The organism is Streptomyces sp. NPDC006798 (assembly GCF_040635975.1).
Taxonomy (GTDB): domain Bacteria; phylum Actinomycetota; class Actinomycetes; order Streptomycetales; family Streptomycetaceae; genus Streptomyces.
Genome location: NZ_JBEYIS010000016.1, coordinates 57,316 through 74,952 on the forward strand (window position 1 = coordinate 57,316; position 17,637 = coordinate 74,952).

Annotated in this window: 15 protein-coding genes; 7 read left to right on the forward strand and 8 right to left on the reverse strand. The window is 72.1% G+C overall.

The features are described 5' to 3' along the window. Window positions 1-163 precede the first annotated feature (163 nt). The 3 genes from folB (at window position 164) to ABZ714_RS13685 (ending at window position 1,677) form a co-directional block, all read left to right on the forward strand. Window positions 164-523 carry a dihydroneopterin aldolase gene (gene folB / locus ABZ714_RS13675; RefSeq protein ID WP_358825378.1) on the forward strand — a complete coding sequence of 120 codons (360 nt, stop codon included), beginning with the start codon at window positions 164-166 and terminating at the stop codon, window positions 521-523. Continuing rightward, entirely contained in the window at window positions 520-1,107 is a 588-nt protein-coding gene (gene folK / locus ABZ714_RS13680) for a 2-amino-4-hydroxy-6-hydroxymethyldihydropteridine diphosphokinase (protein ID WP_358825379.1), read from the forward strand. The genes folB and folK overlap by 4 nt, the downstream gene beginning before the upstream one ends. Before the next feature lie 84 nt (window positions 1,108-1,191). Beyond that, a complete protein-coding gene (locus tag ABZ714_RS13685; protein WP_358825380.1) occupies window positions 1,192-1,677 on the forward strand; it encodes a DUF3180 domain-containing protein in 486 nt (161 codons plus the stop codon). 454 nt (window positions 1,678-2,131) lie between these two features. Here ABZ714_RS13685 and folE read toward each other — a convergent pair whose 3' ends face one another. The 6 genes from folE to dacB all read right to left on the reverse strand — a co-directional run bounded on the left by folE (window position 2,132) and on the right by dacB (window position 10,299). Beyond that, window positions 2,132-2,734, reverse strand: coding sequence for a GTP cyclohydrolase I FolE (folE, locus tag ABZ714_RS13690; protein WP_358825381.1), 603 nt, complete (start codon window positions 2,732-2,734; stop codon window positions 2,132-2,134). 136 nt (window positions 2,735-2,870) lie between these two features. Then, window positions 2,871-4,910 carry an ATP-dependent zinc metalloprotease FtsH gene (gene ftsH, locus ABZ714_RS13695; protein WP_358825382.1) on the reverse strand — a complete coding sequence of 680 codons (2,040 nt, stop codon included), beginning with the start codon at window positions 4,908-4,910 and terminating at the stop codon, window positions 2,871-2,873. Window positions 4,911-5,228: 318 nt separating this feature from the next. After that, window positions 5,229-5,768, reverse strand: coding sequence for a hypoxanthine phosphoribosyltransferase (gene hpt / locus ABZ714_RS13700; RefSeq protein WP_006347516.1), 540 nt, complete (start codon window positions 5,766-5,768; stop codon window positions 5,229-5,231). Between the two features lie 87 nt (window positions 5,769-5,855). Continuing rightward, window positions 5,856-7,184, reverse strand: a complete 1,329-nt coding sequence (gene tilS, locus ABZ714_RS13705; RefSeq protein ID WP_358825383.1) for a tRNA lysidine(34) synthetase TilS — start codon at window positions 7,182-7,184, stop codon at window positions 5,856-5,858. Window positions 7,185-7,420: 236 nt separating this feature from the next. Then, complete coding sequence (locus ABZ714_RS13710; RefSeq protein WP_358825384.1) at window positions 7,421-8,548, reverse strand: zinc-dependent metalloprotease; 1,128 nt, start codon at window positions 8,546-8,548, stop codon at window positions 7,421-7,423. A gap of 311 nt (window positions 8,549-8,859) precedes the next feature. Then, window positions 8,860-10,299, reverse strand: a complete 1,440-nt coding sequence (dacB, locus tag ABZ714_RS13715) for a D-alanyl-D-alanine carboxypeptidase/D-alanyl-D-alanine-endopeptidase (protein ID WP_358825385.1) — start codon at window positions 10,297-10,299, stop codon at window positions 8,860-8,862. A gap of 202 nt (window positions 10,300-10,501) precedes the next feature. Between dacB and ABZ714_RS13720 the strand changes: the two genes are divergently transcribed. Together ABZ714_RS13720 and ABZ714_RS13725 are read left to right on the forward strand one after the other, a co-directional pair. Further along, a complete protein-coding gene (locus ABZ714_RS13720; protein ID WP_006347521.1) occupies window positions 10,502-10,993 on the forward strand; it encodes an inorganic diphosphatase in 492 nt (163 codons plus the stop codon). 649 nt (window positions 10,994-11,642) lie between these two features. Then, window positions 11,643-13,388, forward strand: coding sequence for a threonine/serine exporter family protein (locus ABZ714_RS13725; protein WP_358825386.1), 1,746 nt, complete (start codon window positions 11,643-11,645; stop codon window positions 13,386-13,388). A 75-nt stretch (window positions 13,389-13,463) separates the two neighbouring features. On the opposite strand, the gene ABZ714_RS13730 is transcribed toward ABZ714_RS13725, so the two are convergent. Next, window positions 13,464-14,174: a VTT domain-containing protein gene (locus ABZ714_RS13730; protein WP_358825387.1), complete on the reverse strand. Its 711-nt coding sequence runs from the start codon at window positions 14,172-14,174 to the stop codon at window positions 13,464-13,466. 414 nt (window positions 14,175-14,588) lie between these two features. Between ABZ714_RS13730 and ABZ714_RS13735 the strand changes: the two genes are divergently transcribed. Together ABZ714_RS13735 and ABZ714_RS13740 are read left to right on the forward strand one after the other, a co-directional pair. Further along, on the forward strand, window positions 14,589-14,960 hold the full coding sequence (locus ABZ714_RS13735; protein WP_358825388.1) for a YbjQ family protein: 372 nt from the start codon (window positions 14,589-14,591) through the stop codon (window positions 14,958-14,960). 35 nt (window positions 14,961-14,995) lie between these two features. Beyond that, window positions 14,996-16,429, forward strand: a complete 1,434-nt coding sequence (locus tag ABZ714_RS13740; RefSeq protein ID WP_358825389.1) for a glutamate decarboxylase — start codon at window positions 14,996-14,998, stop codon at window positions 16,427-16,429. 470 nt (window positions 16,430-16,899) lie between these two features. On the opposite strand, the gene ABZ714_RS13745 is transcribed toward ABZ714_RS13740, so the two are convergent. Beyond that, entirely contained in the window at window positions 16,900-17,589 is a 690-nt protein-coding gene (locus tag ABZ714_RS13745) for an SMI1/KNR4 family protein (RefSeq protein WP_358825390.1), read from the reverse strand. Window positions 17,590-17,637 lie beyond the last annotated feature (48 nt).

Below are 17,637 nucleotides of genomic sequence, written 5' to 3' on the forward strand. Positions count from 1 at the left end.
GGACGGGCCGCACCGGCGGCGTCCGCCCGTACGAGACCGGAAGACCAGACGTAGAGCAGACGCAACAGACGTAGCAGCAGACGGACGACAGACCGACGGCCCCGCGGACCGCCAGCCGGACCTGGGGCCGACCGATGACTTACGGACAGCAGGAGTGATTCGCGTGGATCGTGTCGCGCTGCGCGGCCTCAAGGCCCGCGGGCACCACGGCGTCTTCCCCCGGGAGCGCGAAGAGGGCCAGACCTTCATCGTCGATCTGGTGCTCGGACTCGACACCCGGCCCGCCGCGGCCGACGACGACCTGGCGAAGACCGTCCACTACGGCCTGGTGGCCGAGGAGGTCGTGGCGATCGTCGAGGGCGACCCCGTGGACCTCATCGAGACCCTCGCCGAACGGATCTCCGCGGCCTGCCTCAAGTTCGACGGCGTCGAGGAGGTGGAGGTCGTGGTGCACAAGCCGGACGCGCCGATCACCGTGCCCTTCGACGACGTCACCATCACCATCCGCCGGAGCCGGACATGAGCGACCCCACGGTGCAGCCCGTACCTGCCTCCGTCGTCGAGCAGGTCGACGCGGCGGACACCACCCTCTCCAACCCCCGCCGCGCGATTCTCGCCCTCGGCTCCAACCTGGGGAACCGCCTGGAGACCCTCCAGGGCGCCGTCGACGCGCTGGAGGACACCCCCGGCGTCCGGGTCAAGGCGGTCTCCCCCGTCTACGAGACCGAACCGTGGGGCGTCGAGCCCGGCTCCCAGCCGTCGTACTTCAACGCGATCGTCGTCGTCCGCACCACCCTGCCGCCGAAGTCCCTGCTGGAACGGGGCCAGGCCATCGAAGAGGCGTACGAGCGGGTCCGCGACGAGCGCTGGGGCCCCCGGACCATCGACGTCGACATCGTGGCGTACGCGGACGAGGTCTCCGCCGATCCCGTTCTCACCCTGCCCCACCCGAGAGCCCATGAACGGGCCTTCGTCCTCGCGCCCTGGCACGACATCGACCCCGCCGCCGAGCTGCCCGGACACGGCGCCGTCGCCGATCTGCTGGCCGCCGTCGGACGGGACGGCGTCGCCGTCCGGGCCGACCTGGAACTCCGCCTGCCGGAATAGTCGTTAGGCTCGTGCCGACGGCCCCGCGGACGACCGCGCGCGCCGTCGGCCGACGAGACCGTACGGAAAGGACGTGGACGCCCGGTGAAGCAGCTACACCTCGGGGTGCTGGCCGGGATTTTCGTCGCGGCCGGAGTGCTGTCGTGGGCGGCGGCCCGGCTGTGGGACTCCTTCGGCACCCTGCCCGCCGTGCCGCTGGCCGCGCCGATCGTGCTCGCCGTCATCGCGGCGGTCCTCGCCGCGACGGCGCTCTCCATCCGCTCCCGCCTCAAGGCCCAACGCGAACGGCGCCCCGGCGCGAAGGGCGTCGAACCGCTGATGGCCGCGCGGGCGCTGGTCTTCGGCCAGGCGAGTGCGCTGGTGACGGCGCTGGTCAGCGGGATGTACGGCGGAGTGGGGGTCTTCCTGCTCGGCTCTCTGGACGTCCCGGCCCGCCGCGACCAGGCGATCTACGCGGGGGCGTCGGTGGTGGCGGGTATCGCGGTCATCGCGGCGGCGCTCTTCCTGGAGCGCGTCTGCAAACTCCCCGACGACCCGGAGGGCCTGGCCCCGGGCACGGCCCCGCGCTAGGGCTTCCCGGGCTTGGGAAGCGCCTCCCCTGGGGACCCTGGCACCCCCGGCTACCCGGGCCCCACCCAGTGCCTGATCTTGTTCGCGGTCTGCGAGCCGTCTGTGGCTGTTCGCGCGGTTCCCCGCGCCCCTGGTTGCCCTCCTGACCGCCCTCGAAAAGAGACCGGCCCCTCGTACCAGGGGCGGGACCCTTTCCAGGGCCAGCGCTCGGGAGAGCATTCAGGGGCGCGGGGAACTGCGCGACCAGCCACGGACGGCGCGAGGTCGCCGAACGACACCCGCCCGGCAGAGCATTCGGCGCAGATAGTCTCACCCGGAGGGCCAAGGCGCCGGGGTGCGAGGCAGCCTCCCATCGCGGCGCACCCCACAGCGGGAGGCGGCTCCGCGGCGCACCCCACAGCGGGAGGCGGCTCCGCGGCGCACCCCGCAGCGGGAGGCGACCCCGCGGGAGGGGTTACGCGATGATCAGGCTCATCGCCTCGTTGCGGGTCGCGGGGTCGCGGAGCTGGCCGCGGACCGCGGAGGTGATCGTCTTCGCGCCGGGCTTGCGGACTCCGCGCATCGTCATACACATGTGCTCGCACTCGACCACCACGATGACGCCCCTCGGTTCGAGGATCTCCATCAGGGAGTCGGCGATCTGGGTGGTGAGGCGCTCCTGGACCTGGGGGCGGCGGGCGTAGACGTCGACCAGGCGGGCCAGCTTGGAGAGCCCGGTGATCTTGCCGTCGGCGGAGGGGATGTAGCCGACGTGGGCGACGCCCACGAAGGGCACCAGGTGGTGCTCGCAGGAGCTCATCACCTCGATGTCCTTGACCAGCACCATCTCGTCGTGGCCCAGGTCGAATGTGGTGGTGAGGACGTCCTCCGGCTGCTGCCAGAGCCCGGAGAATATCTCGCGGTAGGCGCGGGCCACCCGGCCCGGGGTCTCGCGCAGGCCCTCGCGGTCGGGGTCCTCACCGACCGCGATGAGCAGCTCGCGGATCGCGTTCTCGGCGCGCTTCTCGTCGAACTCGCCGATCGGGCTCGCCCCGCTCAGGGTCACCGGGTCGGTCATCTGTGCCTCGTTCCTCTTGCTCCGCATCCGCACGGTCATGCGAATGCCGCGTCCCCCCAGGCTAGAACCTGGGGGGACGCGGCAGCCATCCCGGGACGGGTGTGACGCGGGAGACATCCCGGTCGCACCCGGGGTGTCAGCTGGTCTCGGGGCGGTCCTCCGGGGCCACCTCGAGGCCGGGGCCCTTGGTGGTGTCCGTCGGGGCCGGGGTGCCGTTGGCTCCCGTGGCGCCGTTGGTGTTCGTCAGTGCCAGCTCCTTGGGGGAGAGCACCGGCGGACGGGTGGAGGGTGTACGGCGGGAGGAGCCGGTCCACGCGGGGCGGGCCGGGCGCTTGACGATCGGGGCGAAGATCTCGGCGATCTCCTCCTTGCCGAGCGTCTCCCTCTCCAGGAGCTGGAGGACCAGGTTGTCGAGGACGTCCCGGTTCTCCACCAGGATCTCCCACGCCTCGTTGTGCGCGGTCTCGATCAGCTTCTTGACCTCTTCGTCGACGAGCGCCGCGACCTCTTCCGAGTAGTCGCGCTGGTGCGCCATCTCACGGCCGAGGAAGGGCTCCGTGTTGTCGCCGCCGAACTTGATCGCGCCGAGGCGCTCGGTCATGCCGTACTGGGTGACCATGGCCCGCGCGGTGGCGGTGGCCTTCTCGATGTCGTTGGCCGCGCCGGTGGTCGGGTCGTGGAAGACCAGCTCCTCCGCCGCGCGTCCGCCCAGCATGTAGGCCAGCTGGTCGAGCATCTCGTTGCGGGTGGTGGAGTACTTGTCCTCGTCCGGCAGGACCATCGTGTAGCCGAGGGCCCGGCCGCGCGACAGGATGGTGATCTTGTGGACCGGGTCGGAGTTCGGCGAGGCCGCCGCGACCAGGGCGTGGCCGCCCTCGTGGTACGCGGTGATCTTCTTCTCCTTGTCCGACATGATCCGGGTCCGCTTCTGCGGGCCCGCGACCACCCGGTCGATCGCCTCGTCCAGCGAGTGGTTGTCGATCAGCTTCTTGTCGCTGCGCGCGGTGAGCAGCGCGGCTTCGTTGAGCACGTTCGACAGGTCGGCGCCGGTGAAGCCGGGGGTCCGCCGGGCGACGGCACCCAGGTCGACGTCGGGCGCGACCGGCTTGCCCTTCTGGTGGACCTTGAGGATCTCCAGCCGGCCCTGCATGTCGGGGCGGTCGACGGCGATCTGCCGGTCGAAGCGGCCGGGGCGCAGCAGCGCCGGGTCGAGGATGTCGGGCCGGTTGGTGGCGGCGATCAGGATGACGCCGCCCTTGACGTCGAAGCCGTCCATCTCGACGAGGAGCTGGTTGAGGGTCTGCTCGCGCTCGTCGTGGCCGCCGCCGAGGCCCGCGCCGCGGTGCCGGCCGACGGCGTCGATCTCGTCGACGAAGACGATCGCGGGAGCGTTGGCCTTGGCCTGCTCGAAGAGGTCGCGGACCCGGGAGGCACCGACACCGACGAACATCTCGACGAAGTCGGAGCCGGAGATCGAGTAGAAGGGGACGCCCGCCTCACCGGCGACGGCACGGGCCAGCAGGGTCTTGCCGGTGCCGGGCGGGCCGTACAGCAGCACACCCTTGGGGATCTTGGCGCCGACGGCCTGGAACTTGGCCGGCTCCTGGAGGAACTCCTTGATCTCGTGGAGCTCCTCGACCGCCTCGTCGGACCCGGCCACATCGGCGAAGGTCGTCTTCGGGGTGTCCTTGGTGATCAGCTTGGCCTTGGACTTCCCGAAGTTCATCACCCGGGAGCCGCCGCCCTGCATCTGGTTCATCAGGAAGAGGAAGACCAGCACGATCAGTACGAAGGGCAGCAGCGAGAGCAGGATCGACAGGAACGGGCTCTGCTTGGAGGGCGAGACCGTGTAGCCCTTCTCGATCTCCCCGGACTCGAACTTCTGCTGCAGCTTCTCGGCGAGATCGGCGCCCTGGCTGCCGATATAGCTCGCCTGGATCTTGGAGCTGCCCTTGATCTTCTGGCCGTCCTTCAGTTCGGCCTTGATGATCTGGTCGTCGCCGGTGGTCAGCTTGACCTGTTCGACCTGGTTCTTGTCGATCGCCTGAATGACCTGGCCGGTGTCCACCGTCTTGTAGCCGCCCGAGGAGCCGACGACCTGCATCACCACGACCACGGCAAGGACGACCAGCACGATCCACATGACCGGCCCACGGAAGTATCGCTTCACGTCCATCCATACGGGGCGGTGTCGCCCCGTTCCTCCTGCCCGTAGGTAAATGCTGCTGTGGGAAAAGACTGTTCTTCGGAAGGTACCTCAGCTTGACAACCGCGACCGCACGGTACGGCGACAAACCCGCCCTCCCACGCATCAACGGCGCGAGGGGCCGGTTGGTTCCCGCCGGGATTCCACCGGTATCGGACCGATACCCGGGAACGCCCTGGGAGTACGTGCCCGAAGGCCCGGCGGCCCGTGGCCCGGGGGCCCGTACGAGAAGGCCCGGGAGGGCCCGTACGAGCCGCCCCGGGCCCCGCGCGGGGCCGCCGGAACGGTTCAGCCGCCGTAGACGTGCGGCGCCAGGGTGCCGACGAACGGCAGGTTGCGGTACTTCTCCGCGTAGTCGAGGCCGTAGCCCACGACGAACTCGTTGGGGATGTCGAAGCCGATCCACTTGACGTCGATCGAGACCTTTGCGGCATCCGGCTTACGCAGCAGGGTGCAGACCTCGATGGACGCGGGCTCGCGGGAGCCCAGGTTCGACAGCAGCCAGGAGAGGGTCAGCCCGGAGTCGATGATGTCCTCGACGATCAGGACGTGCCGTCCCTTGATGTCGGTGTCGAGGTCCTTCAGGATCCGCACCACACCGGAGGACTGGGTTCCGGCGCCGTACGACGACACGGCCATCCAGTCCATGGTGACCGGGCTGGACAGGGCGCGGGCCAGATCCGCCATCACCATCACGGCGCCCTTGAGCACCCCGACGAGCAGCAGATCCTTACCCGCGTACTCCGCGTCGATCTTCGCCGCCAGCTCGGCCAGCTTCGCGTCGATCTCTTCCTTGGTGATGAGCACCGACTGGAGGTCGGTGCCCATGTCCTTCTCGTTCACGCGGTCGCTTTCTGTCTCGCCGGGGTGAGGCGCCGGTGGCGGCGGTCTGGATCGCCGGGCGCCTCGGCCTGGTCAGCCTTGCCGGATGACAAGTCTGCCACTCTGCCGTCGCGCCTCGACGCGGCCCGGCAGATTGATGGCACCCTGGCCGCGCCAGCCGGTGATCAGCCGGTCGACCTCCTCGACATGACGGGCGAACAGCGACCCGGCGGGCGATCCGGCGTCGATCACAGCCCGGCGCAGCACCCGGCGGCGGACGGCGGGCGGCAGCGCGTACAGCTTGGCGCACTCCAGCTGCCCGGACTCGTCCCGTACGGCGGCGTCCGCGTCGGCGGCCCAGCTGTCGAGGGCGTCGGCGTCGTCACGGGAGAGCTGCGCGGTCCGGGCCAGGGCCTCCACGACGCCCTTGCCGAGCGCCTTCTCCAGCGCCGGAAGGCCCTCGTGGCGCAGCCGGGAGCGGGTGTAGGCGGGGTCGGCGTTGTGCGGGTCGTCCCAGACCGGCAGCGCCTGGACCAGGCACGCCTTACGGGCGGTCTGGCGGTCCAGCTCCAGGAAGGGGCGGCGGTAGCGGCGGTGGGCGCCCGAGACGGCGGCCATGCCGGACAGGGAGCGGATGCCGGAGCCCCTGGCCAGTCCGAGCAGGACGGTCTCGGCCTGGTCGTCGCGGGTGTGGCCGAGGAGTACGGCGACGGCGCCGTGCCGTTCGGCGGCGGCGTCGAGGGCGGCGTACCGGGCGTCGCGGGCCGCCGCCTCGGGGCCGCCGCCGCGGCCGACCCGGACGGAGACGGCCTCGACCGGGTCGAGGCCCATCGCGGCGAGCCGGTTGGCGACCTCGGCGGCACGGGATCCCGAGCCGTCCTGGAGGCCGTGGTCGACGGTGACGGCACCGGCGCGGATATCGAGCTTGCGGGCCTCGAACGCGAGGGCGGAGGCGAGTGCCATCGAGTCGGCGCCGCCGGAACAGGCGACCAGCACGAGGGGGCGGCCGGGGGCGTCGGCGGAGGCCGGGCCGGAGGCGGCGGGGGACGCGGTGGCGGACGCGACGGGGCGCGGCACGGGGGCGTCGGGGAGCCGGGAGGCGGGGGCCGGGGGGTGGCCGAGCCGTACGGGCCGCTCGGAGTGGGTGGTGCGAGCGGCGGGCGATCCCGGGGCGCCGGGGGCGGGGAAGGAGCCGGGGTTCGGGCCGTGGGGGGTGGGGTGGGGGGTGCCCGGGGTGGTGCGGGGGGTGAGGTGGCTTCCGGGGTCGGTGGCCGATCCGGCCGCCGCGATGCCGGGGCGGGCGGCGGTGGCGCCGACCTCGGTACCGGACCACTCGGGGTGTCCGGCGTATTCGGTCAGGATGTCGTGGAGTACGCGGCGGACCGCCAGGCGTATCGCCGCGACCGCTGGATGGGGACCCATATCCGGTGCCCTTCGTGAAAGAGGATGTCGGGAGGGTTGCCTCTGGGGCGCTCCGGGTGGCGTGCTGGCTCGGCGGCTCAGAAGTCGTCACTCAGAGTGCGTCGATGGTGACAGAAGCGGGCCGTTCCCCGAGCATTGCACGCCTAACCCTGGCCATACGGTCCCTCGGACGGGTGACGTGATGCCCTCCAGGGGGGCGTCTCCCGCCCCCCTGACGGCGTACGCCCCCGGCGCACTCACGGTTCCGGCCTACGGTGCACCCGCGCGACCCAGTCCGCGGGTTTGGCGATCTCCGCCTTGGTCGGGAGCGTGTTCGGCGACGTCCACACCTTGTTGAAGCCGTCCATGCCGACCTCCTCGACCACGGCCCGGACGAACCGCTCGCCGTCGCGGTACTGGCGCAGCTTCGCGTCCAGCCCCAGCAGCTTGCGCAGCGCCACGTCCAGCCTGCTCGCGCCGCGCGCCCGGCGCTGCTGGAACTTCTCCCGGATCTCGGCGACGGACGGTACGACGGAGGGGCCGACACCGTCCATCACGAAGTCCGCGTGGCCCTCCAAGAGGGACATCACCGCCGTCAGCCGGCCCAGGGTCTCCCGCTGCGCGGGCGTCTGCACCAGCTCCACGAACGACCGGCCGCCCTCGTCCTCCTCGCCCTCCGGGCGGGCGCCCGCGAGGGACTGCGCGGCCTCCCGCAGCCGCTCCAGCACGGTCATCGGATCCACGTCCGTCTGCGCGAGGAACGACTGGATCTCGCCCTCCAGATGGTCCCGCAGCCACGGGACGCCCGTGAACTGGGTCCGGTGCGTCTCCTCGTGCAGACAGACCCAGAGCCGGAAATCGTGCGGATCGACCTCCAGCTCCCGCTCCACATGAACGATGTTCGGCGCCACCAGGAGCAGCCTGCCGCCGCCGTTGCCCGCGGGCAGATCCCGGGTCGGCGGGGCGAACGTCTCGTACTGGCCCAGCACCCGGGACGCCAGGAACGACAGCAGCATCCCCAGCTCCACCCCCGTCACCTTGCCGCCGACGGCGCCCAGCACCGCGCCGGTGGGGCCGCCGGGGCGGCGGTCCTGCATCTTCTCCAGCAACGGCCGCAGCAACTGCCGGAACCCGGCGACGTTCGCCCGGACCCAGCCCGCCCGGTCCACCACGAGTACGGGGGTGTCCTCGGGCTCATGGCTCAGCGGGATCATCCGGGTGAACCCCCGGACGTGCTCCTCGGACGCCTTGGCGTGCCGGCGGAGCTCGGCGACGACGGCCCGGGCCTCGTCCCTGCTCACGTCGGGACCGGGCCGTACGAAACGGGTCGCGGTCGCCACGGCGAGGTTCCAGTCGACCATGTCGGTTCCACCGATGCGCGTCATGCGTCAACGGTACGTGCTCGCCCCGGAGCCGTCCGCCCCTGCCGGACGGGGGCGCCCTCGCCCCGCGCGGTCCCGTCGCCTCGGCCCTTGGGGGCGCCGTCCACTACCCGGGCCGCGCCCGGCGACCGCGCGTTGCCGGCGGCCCGCGGACCGCCCGTGGCCTGTCGCGCAGTTCCCCGCGCCCCCGGGTTGCCCTTCTGATCGCCCTTGAAATGAAACGGCCCCTCCTACCAGGGGTGGGGCCCTTTTCAGGGCCAGCGCTCGGGAGAGCGTTCAGGGCCGCGGGCGCAGGGGGACCGAGGGGGCCGGTGTCACGGGGTGAGGGCCGTGGCGAGGCGGTCGAGGGCCGGTTGGGCCGCGGTCGGGGACGGGGTGCCGGTCGCCAGGAACGCGAAGGCCAGCAGCCCGCCCTCCGGCGTCGCCACCGTTCCCGAGAGCGCGTTGACGCCCGACAGCGTGCCCGTCTTCGCCCGGAGCACCCCGCCCACAGGGGAGTCCCCCGTCAGCCGGGACTCCAGGGTGCCGGTGAAGCCGCCGATCGGGAGGCCGGTGAGGATCGGCCGCAGTCCGGGCCGGACGGGTTCCGCCGCCCGGGCCAGCAGCGCCGTCAGGAGCCGGGGCGCCACCCGGCCCCGCCGGTCCAGCCCGCTGCCGTCGGCGAACCGCGCCCCGGCGAGCGGTACCTTCAACGTGCCGAGCTGCCGTTTCACCGCCCGGCCCGCGCCCGCGAAGCTCGGCTCCTCCCCCAGCGCGATCGCGGTCTGCCGGGCGAGGGACTCCGCGATGTCGTTGTCGGAGCGGGTCAGCATCCGTTCCACCAGCGCCGACAGCGGCGCCGAGACCACCTCGGCGAGCGGCTTCGCCCCCTTGCCGGGCCGGCCGGGCGCCGGGTCGCCGGTGACCTCGACACCCCGGCCCTCCAGCAGCTCCCCGAACGCCCGCGCCGCCTCCCCCGCCGGGTCGGCGGTCCGGTCGCCCGGACCGCCGGACCCGGAGCCGGTCCGGCCCTGGTCGACCATGAGCGGCGTGACCCGGGCGATGTTCGGGTTCACACCGATCGGGTGCAGGTCCGGGCCGCGATAGGCGGAGGTGTCGTACGCCAGCGTCACCGCCCGTACCTTCCGGCCGCGCAGATCCCCGGCCGTACGGTCGGCGAGCGTCGCCAGCCGCTTCCGGTCGAGCGTCGCGTCACCCCCGCCGACGAGGGTCAGTTTCCGGCCGTCCGGGGACGCGCTGACCGTCGTCGGGATCCGGTGGTACGGGCCCAGCGCCGACAGCGCCGCCGCGGCCGTGGCGATCTTGACCGTGGAGGCGGGGACGACGGCCCGGCCGGGTTCGCGGCCGTACAGCTCGCGCCCGGTCGACAACTCCACCACCGACACCCCCGGCCGCTTCCCCAGGCCGGGATCGCGCAGCAGCGGTTCCAGGCGGCGGGCCAGCTCCGCATCCGCTCGTACGGCGCCACCGGCCTCCGCCGCCGCCTCGCCGCGGCCCGCTCCGGCGGACGCGCCGAGCGCCTTCAGCACGGGGAGGGCGCTGGGCGCGGGGGCGGGTGCGTGTTCGTCGCCGGGGTGCCTCCGGCCGCCGTCACCGCCGCGACCGCCTCCGGCGCGGTCCGCGGCGGCCAGGTCACGTTCCGCCGTACGCTGGCCGGATTCCCACGGTCCCGCGGCGACGACCGTCCCCGCGGCCAGAGCCAGTCCCAGGGCCGCGGCACCCGTCGCGAGCTGCCACGTTCGGATGTCGGGCACCTCGTACCAGCCCCTTTCGCGATCACACACCTGCGTGAGGGACACTTAACCACCAGAACTGCGTCTTGCCGCGAACATGGCACTCCGGACGGTGGCGACAGACGGCCGACCGGGGGTCCGGGGCTCACCCCCCCGGGAGGGCGCAGCGCCACCCTGAATACCCAAGTACCTGACATATGTGTTGATCATGGAGGAGCCACCCGTGGAGTTCGACGTCACTATCGAGATCCCGAAGGGTTCGCGGAACAAGTACGAGGTCGACCACGAGACGGGCCGCATCCGCCTGGACCGCCGACTCTTCACCTCGACCAGCTACCCGGCCGACTACGGCTTCGTCGAGAACACCCTCGGCGAGGACGGCGACCCGCTGGACGCGCTGGTCATCCTGGACGAGCCGACCTTCCCCGGCTGCCTGATCAAGTGCCGCGCGATCGGCATGTTCCGGATGACGGACGAGGCCGGCGGCGACGACAAGCTGCTCTGCGTCCCCGCGTCCGACCCGCGGGTCGAGCACCTCCGCGACATCCACCACGTCTCCGAGTTCGACCGCCTGGAGATCCAGCACTTCTTCGAGGTCTACAAGGACCTGGAGCCCGGCAAGTCCGTCGAAGGCGCGGACTGGGTCGGCCGCACGGAGGCGGAGGCGGAGATCGAGGCGTCGTACAAGCGCTTCGAGGCGCACGGCGGGCACTGACGCGGTACCGGGCCTCTTCTCGGGGCCCGCGCCCCGTCGGTACGGGCGGGACACCATGCCGGTGTCCCGCCCGTCCTGCTGCCCGGCCCGGGGGGGGCGACGGCGGTACGTCTCCGGAGGCCCGGCCCCCGGAGCGCCCTGCCCTCCGGCCGAGGCCCACGCCGTGCGCCCGGCGGGGCGGATGTTGTCGGGCGACCTCGCGCCGTCGGTGGCTTGTCGCGCAGTTCCTCCCCCTGTGCCTTCGGCGACGGGGGGACCCCCAGCGCCTTGGCCCATCGGGTGAGGCCCGCGCCATCCGCCCGGCCGGGCGGATGTTGTCGGGCGACCGCGCCCGGTGGGTGGCTGGTCGCGCAGTTCCCCGCGCCCCTAGGTTGCCCTCCTCAAAGCCCTGGGAAAGCGACCGGCCCCTTCCCAAAGACGGTGCCCATTTCCAGGGGCGGCGAGACGGAGAGCGTTTAGGGGCTCGGGAACTGCGAGACCAGCCAGCCACGGTCCGCAGACCGCGAACAAGCTCAGGGCGCCGGGCGCGGCCCGGCCCCCCTGAGACCCCGGAGGGGAAAGGCGTGGGGCTCGGGGTCGTCGGGTACGCGCTACCCGCACATACTGATCGCGACGGACGTGATCGACTCGGCAGGAAGGGAGGGGCCCGGTGTCAGGCGGCACAGGCGGTACGGGCGACGACAACGGAAGCCGCGGCGGCGCGGGCGGCAAGTCCGGCGCCGATGCCTACCGCTCCCGGCCCCCGGCCGACGCCCCGCCGCCCGCCGACGAGCACCCCTCGTCCGAGTTCGCGGTCCCCGACGGCATCGCCCCGCCCGAGGCCGTCGAGGAGGATCAGCCGACCTCCGAGTTCGCCGTCCCCGACGGGGTCGTGGAGCCCGTACAGCCGGAGCAGGAAGGTTCCGCCTTCGCGACGCCCGCGACCTATCGGGCCCGTAGTTCCCCGACCGCCTTCACCCCCTCCGACGGCGTGCCCAAGGTCGTTCTGACCAAGGACGCCCCCTGGCAGGACCGGATGCGGGCGATGCTCCGGATGCCGGTCGGGGAGCGGCCGGTACCGGAGGTCGTACAGCGGCACGACGAGGAGACGGGCCCTGCCGTGCCCCGGGTGCTCGACCTGACGCTCCGGATCGGCGAGCTGCTGCTCGCGGGCGGCGAGGGCGCCGAGGACGTCGAGGCGGCGATGTTCGCGATCTCGCGTTCGTACGGGCTCGACCGCTGCGAGCCCACCGTCACCTTCACCCTGCTGTCGATCACGTATCAGCCGTCCCTGGTGGACGATCCGGTGACGGCGAACCGGACGGTACGCCGCCGGGGTACGGACTACACCCGGCTCGCGGCCGTCTTCCGGCTGGTGCACGACATCAGTACGCCCGATACGGAGGTGTCGCTGGAGGAGGCGTACCGCAGGCTGGCGGAGATCCGCCGGAACCGGCACCCCTTCCCCGGCTGGGCGCTGACGGTGGCGGCCGGGCTGCTGGCCGGTTCCGCGTCCGTCCTGGTCGGCGGTGGGTTCCTGGTCTTCGCGGCGGCGGCGGTCTCGGCGATGCTCGGCGACCGGCTGGCCTGGCTCTGCGCGGGGCGCGGACTGCCGGAGTTCTACCAGTTCGTGGCCGCCGCGACGGCCCCGGCCGCGATGGGTGTGGCGCTCTCGCTCTCCCCGCTCGACGTCCGGGCGTCCGCGGTGATCACGGGTGGCCTGTTCGCCCTGATCCCGGGGCGGGCGCTGGTCGCGGGGGTGCAGGACGGGCTGACCGGGTTCTACATCACGGCCGCCGCCCGGCTGCTGGAGGTCGGGTATCTGGTCGTCGGGATCGTCGCGGGCGTACTGAGCGTGCTGTATCTGGGGATCGGGCTGGGCGCGGCGCTGACGCCGGAGACGGTGCTCCATCCGGTGGAGCGGCCCGAGGTGCAACTGCTGGCGGCGATGGGGCTGTCGTTCTGCTTCGCGATCCTGCTCCAGCAGGACCGCGACACCGTACTGCTGGTCACCCTGAACGGCGGGGTGGCCTGGTCGGTCTACGGGGCGCTGGCGCTGACCGCGGAGATCAATCCGGTGGCGGCGACGGCGATCGCGGCCGGGCTGGTGGGGTTGTTCGGGCAGATGCTGTCGCGGTATCAGCACGCGTCGGCGCTGCCGTACATCACGGCCGCGATCGGGCCCCTGCTCCCCGGTAGCGCCACCTACTTCGCCCTGCTGTCGATGGCGCGCGGGGAGCTGAACGCCGGGCTGGCGTCGCTGTCGAAGGCGGCGGCGCTGGCGCTGGCGATCGCGATCGGGGTGAACCTGGGCGGGGAGATCTCCCGGCTGTTCCTGCGGGTGCCGTCGGTCGCGGGCGCGCTGCCCGTACCCGCGTTCCGCCGCCGGGCGGCGAAGCGGACGAGGGGCTTCTAGGGCGCCTGGTCGCCTCCCGACGGTCGTACGGGATGTACGGGCTGTCGCGCCGGGCGGCCCCGTACCGTACGGGGGTCAGCGCTTCGCGTGGCGGCCCCGGTGCGACGACGCGTCGCCGGGTGTGCCGGGGCCGGTCTCCTGGGGCGCGTCACCCGACCGGCCGACACGGTGCTTACGGGCCCGGAGCAGCTCCACCACGATCGGCAGGACCGAGATCACCACGATCAGGATCAGGATCGCCTCGATGTTCTCGTGGACGAGCCTCACATTGCCGAGGGCCGCGCCCAGCAGCGTCACTCCGGCGCCCCAGAGGACCCCGCCGACGATGTTGTAGGTGATGAAGGAGCGGTAGTTCATCCGGCTGACGCCCGCGACGATCGGGGTGAATGTCCGCACGATGGGCACGAAGCGGGCCAGGACCAGCGACTTCGGCCCGTACTTGGCGAAGAAGTCATGCGCCTTCTCCACGTTCTCCTGTTTGAAGAACCGGGAGTCGGGGCGCTTGAAGAGCGCCGGGCCCACCTTGCGGCCGAAGAGATAGCCGACCTGGTCGCCCGCGACGGCCGCCAGCACGATCAGGGCGCAGACCGCCCACAGCGGCAGGGTGTCCAGCTTGCCGCTGGTCACCAGGAGTCCGGTGGTGAAGAGCAGGGAGTCGCCCGGCAGGAAGAAGCCGATGAGGAGGCCGGACTCGGCGAAGACGATCAGCAGCACGCCGATCAGTCCGAAGGTGCCGATCAGATAGTCCGGGTCGAGCCAGCTCGGTCCGAGCGCGAGGTTGGTCACGAGGTCCTGGCTCCTGTACGAGTCGTCGGAGGTGAGGGACGGGCGTGCGTACCGGAGCGGGCGGGCGCGGGGGCGGCGGGCGCGGTACCGGACGGGAGCCGTACCGGGACCACCCGCGCCGACACCCTCGTACGAGCCGTACAAGCTCTTACGGGCCCTGACGAGCCCTGACGGGCGAGTCCGTACCCGGTCCGGTGTTCCTGCGGCCCTCCCAGGATGCACACCTCCCGCCGCCCGGCAAAGCTGGTGTGACACGGGAGAACCATTCCGTCGAACACAGGTGGACACCGGTCGTACACCGATCGCACACCGGTACGGACTGGCCGGGCCGCCGGGTCACCGGGGCCGCCGGTCACACCACCGGCCGCGCCGCCGGAACCGACGGCCGGGTCATCGAGCGGAAGGGCTGAGCGGATGGGCATCGCGGACTACGGCGGCGGACAGACCCCCCAGTCGGACGTCCTCGTCGTGACCACGAACGACGTACCCGGCTATCGGGTACGCCAGGTCATCGGCGAGGTCTTCGGGCTGACCGTCCGCTCCCGCCATCTGGGCAGCCAGATCGGCGCCGGACTGAAGTCGATGATCGGCGGCGAGCTGAAGGGGCTGACCAAGACGCTGGTCGAGACCCGGAACCAGGCGATGGAACGGCTGGTGGAGCAGGCCAGGGCGCGGGGCGCCAACGCGGTGCTGATGTTCCGGTTCGACGTCACGGAGGCGGCGGACGTGGGGACGGAGGTCTGTGCGTACGGCACGGCCGTGATCATCGAACCCCTCGACATCTGACTCCGGCTGGATCCGAGAGAAGGCGGCGAAGACGGATGCCACTCCACCAGGGCACGGATACCCACAGCGGTGACTCGCCGAAGGAACGGCGGCGGCGCGCGCTCTCCCTCAACCCGTTCTACGGGGAGGCCAACCCGGTCAGCGGAATGGACGAGGCGCCGCCCACGCACCGGCTGCCGGACGGGCCGCTGCCGCCGACGACGGCGTACCGCCTGGTCCACGACGAGCTGATGCTCGACGGCAACTCACGGCTCAACCTCGCCACCTTCGTCACCACCTGGATGGAGCCCCAGGCGGGGGTGCTGATGGACGAGTGCCGGGACAAGAACATGATCGACAAAGACGAGTACCCGCGCACCGCCGAACTGGAACGGCGGTGCGTGGCGATGCTCGCGGACCTGTGGCACGCGCCGGACCCGGCCGCCGTCGTCGGCTGCTCCACGACGGGATCGAGCGAGGCGTGCATGCTGGCGGGGATGGCGCTGAAACGGCGCTGGGCGAAACGGAATACCGACCGCTATCCGGCCTCGGTCCGGCCCAATCTGGTGATGGGCGTCAATGTGCAGGTCTGCTGGGAGAAGTTCTGCGCCTTCTGGGAGGTCGAGCCGCGGCTCGTACCGATGGAGGGCGAGCGGTTCCATCTCGACCCGGAGGCCGCGGCCGAACTCTGCGACGAGAACACGATCGGCGTCGTCACCGTACTCGGCTCGACCTTCGACGGATCGTACGAGCCGGTGGCCGAGATCTGCGCGGCCCTCGACGAACTCCAGCGGCGGACCGGGCTCGACGTCCCCGTCCACGTCGACGGCGCGTCGGGGGCGATGGTGGCGCCGTTCCTCGACGAGGACCTGGTGTGGGACTTCCGGCTGCCGAGGGTCTCCTCCATCAACACCTCCGGACACAAATACGGGCTGGTCTATCCGGGAGTGGGCTGGGCGCTGTGGCGGTCGGCCGCCGAACTGCCGGAGGAACTGGTCTTCCGGGTCAACTACCTCGGCGGGGACATGCCGACCTTCGCCCTGAACTTCTCCCGGCCCGGCGCGCAGGTCGCGGCCCAGTACTACACCTTCCTCCGGCTGGGCCGGGACGGCTACCGCGCGGTCCAGCGCTCGGCCCGCGACATCGCCACCGGGCTGGCCGCGAGAATCGGCGCGTACGACGACTTCCGGCTGCTGACACACGGCAACGAACTGCCGGTCTTCGCGGTGACGACCGCGCCGGACGTCACCGCGTTCGACGTCTTCGACGTCGCGCGGCGGCTGCGGGAGTCCGGCTGGCTGGTACCCGCGTACACCTTCCCGAAGAACCGGGAAGACCTGTCGGTACTGCGGATCGTCTGCCGCAACGGCTTCTCGGCGGACCTGGCGGAGCTGCTGATGGAAGACCTGGACCGGCTGCTGCCGGAGCTGCGGGAGCAGTCGGGCCCGCTGACGAGGGACCAGGCGAAGGCGACGGCCTTCCACCACTAGCCTGCGGCGCCTCGCCACGTTGAGGGCCTTTCTGGGGGGGGAACCTCAGCGCCTCGGCTCTCCGGGTGAGGCCCGCGCCCTCCGCCCGGCGGGGCGAGCTTGTCGGGCGACCGCGCGCGGTCGGTGGCTTGTCGCGCGGTTCCGCCCCCTATGCCTTCGGCAATGGGGGGACCCCCAGCGCCTCGGCCCTCCGGGTGGGGCCCGCGCCCTCCGCCCAGCCGGGCGAATGTCGTCGGGCGACCGCGCTCCGTCGGTGGCTTGTCTCGCAGTTCCCCGCACCCCTGAATGCTCTCCACCCTTACCGAACCAGAGGGGGAGGCCCTCCCTTGGTAAGAGGGGCCGCCTCTTACCAAGGGCGGTCAGGAGGGCAACCAGGGGCTCGGGGAACTGCGAGACAAGCCACGGGCGGGCCGCAGGCCGCCGACAACGCCCGGCCGGCTGGGCGGAGGGTCAAGACGACACGCGCGGCGTCACCACGGGTCAGGCGGAGTCTCTCCCGCCAGCCACTCAGCGAACGTGCCCGGAGCGGCGTCCTTCTTCAGGGGGAGGATGCGGTCGCAGGTCGCGCGGGCGTCGAACCACATGGTTCCGGCCAGCGGGCCTGAGACGGCCAGCAGGGTCGAGAAGCCGCAGCCCCCGTCGCGGAGCACCACCGCGCCCGCCGTCTTGGCCGCTTCGAACGCCTCCGCCTCCCGCTCCCAGGCGATGTACGCCGTGTCGAAGGCGGCCGGGTCGGGGAAGTCGGTCTGGCGCGGCTCCCGGGCGTCGAGGGCGGCGTCCTCGGCGGTGTAGGAGTCGGGGTGCGGGAAGTCGGTGGCGAGGGAGTCGTAGGCGATCGTGTACTCGGTACGCCAGCGCCAGCCGTCCGCCGTCCGGGTCAGCGGGTTGACCGGGCCGCCTTCCTCGGGGCCGCCTTCCTTCGGCGGGTCGAGGAGGAACGCGCGGTATTCGGCCGGGAGCGCGATCCCCAGCTCCGTCTCGGCTTCGGCGAGTTGTTCCGCCGTGAGGGGCCGCTGCCGGTCCGGATGGCGGAGCCGTTCCTTCCGCCGGGTCGGGTCGCGTTCCTCGTCCGGGGTCGGTCCGACGGCCTCCCAGAGCCGTACGGCTCCCCGCGCCGCCCAGCCCGCACCGCGCGCGGCCGCCCGGTACAACTCCTCCATATCCGCCCCCATGTCCCCCGAAGGTGCCGTTCCGGGGGTCACGATAGG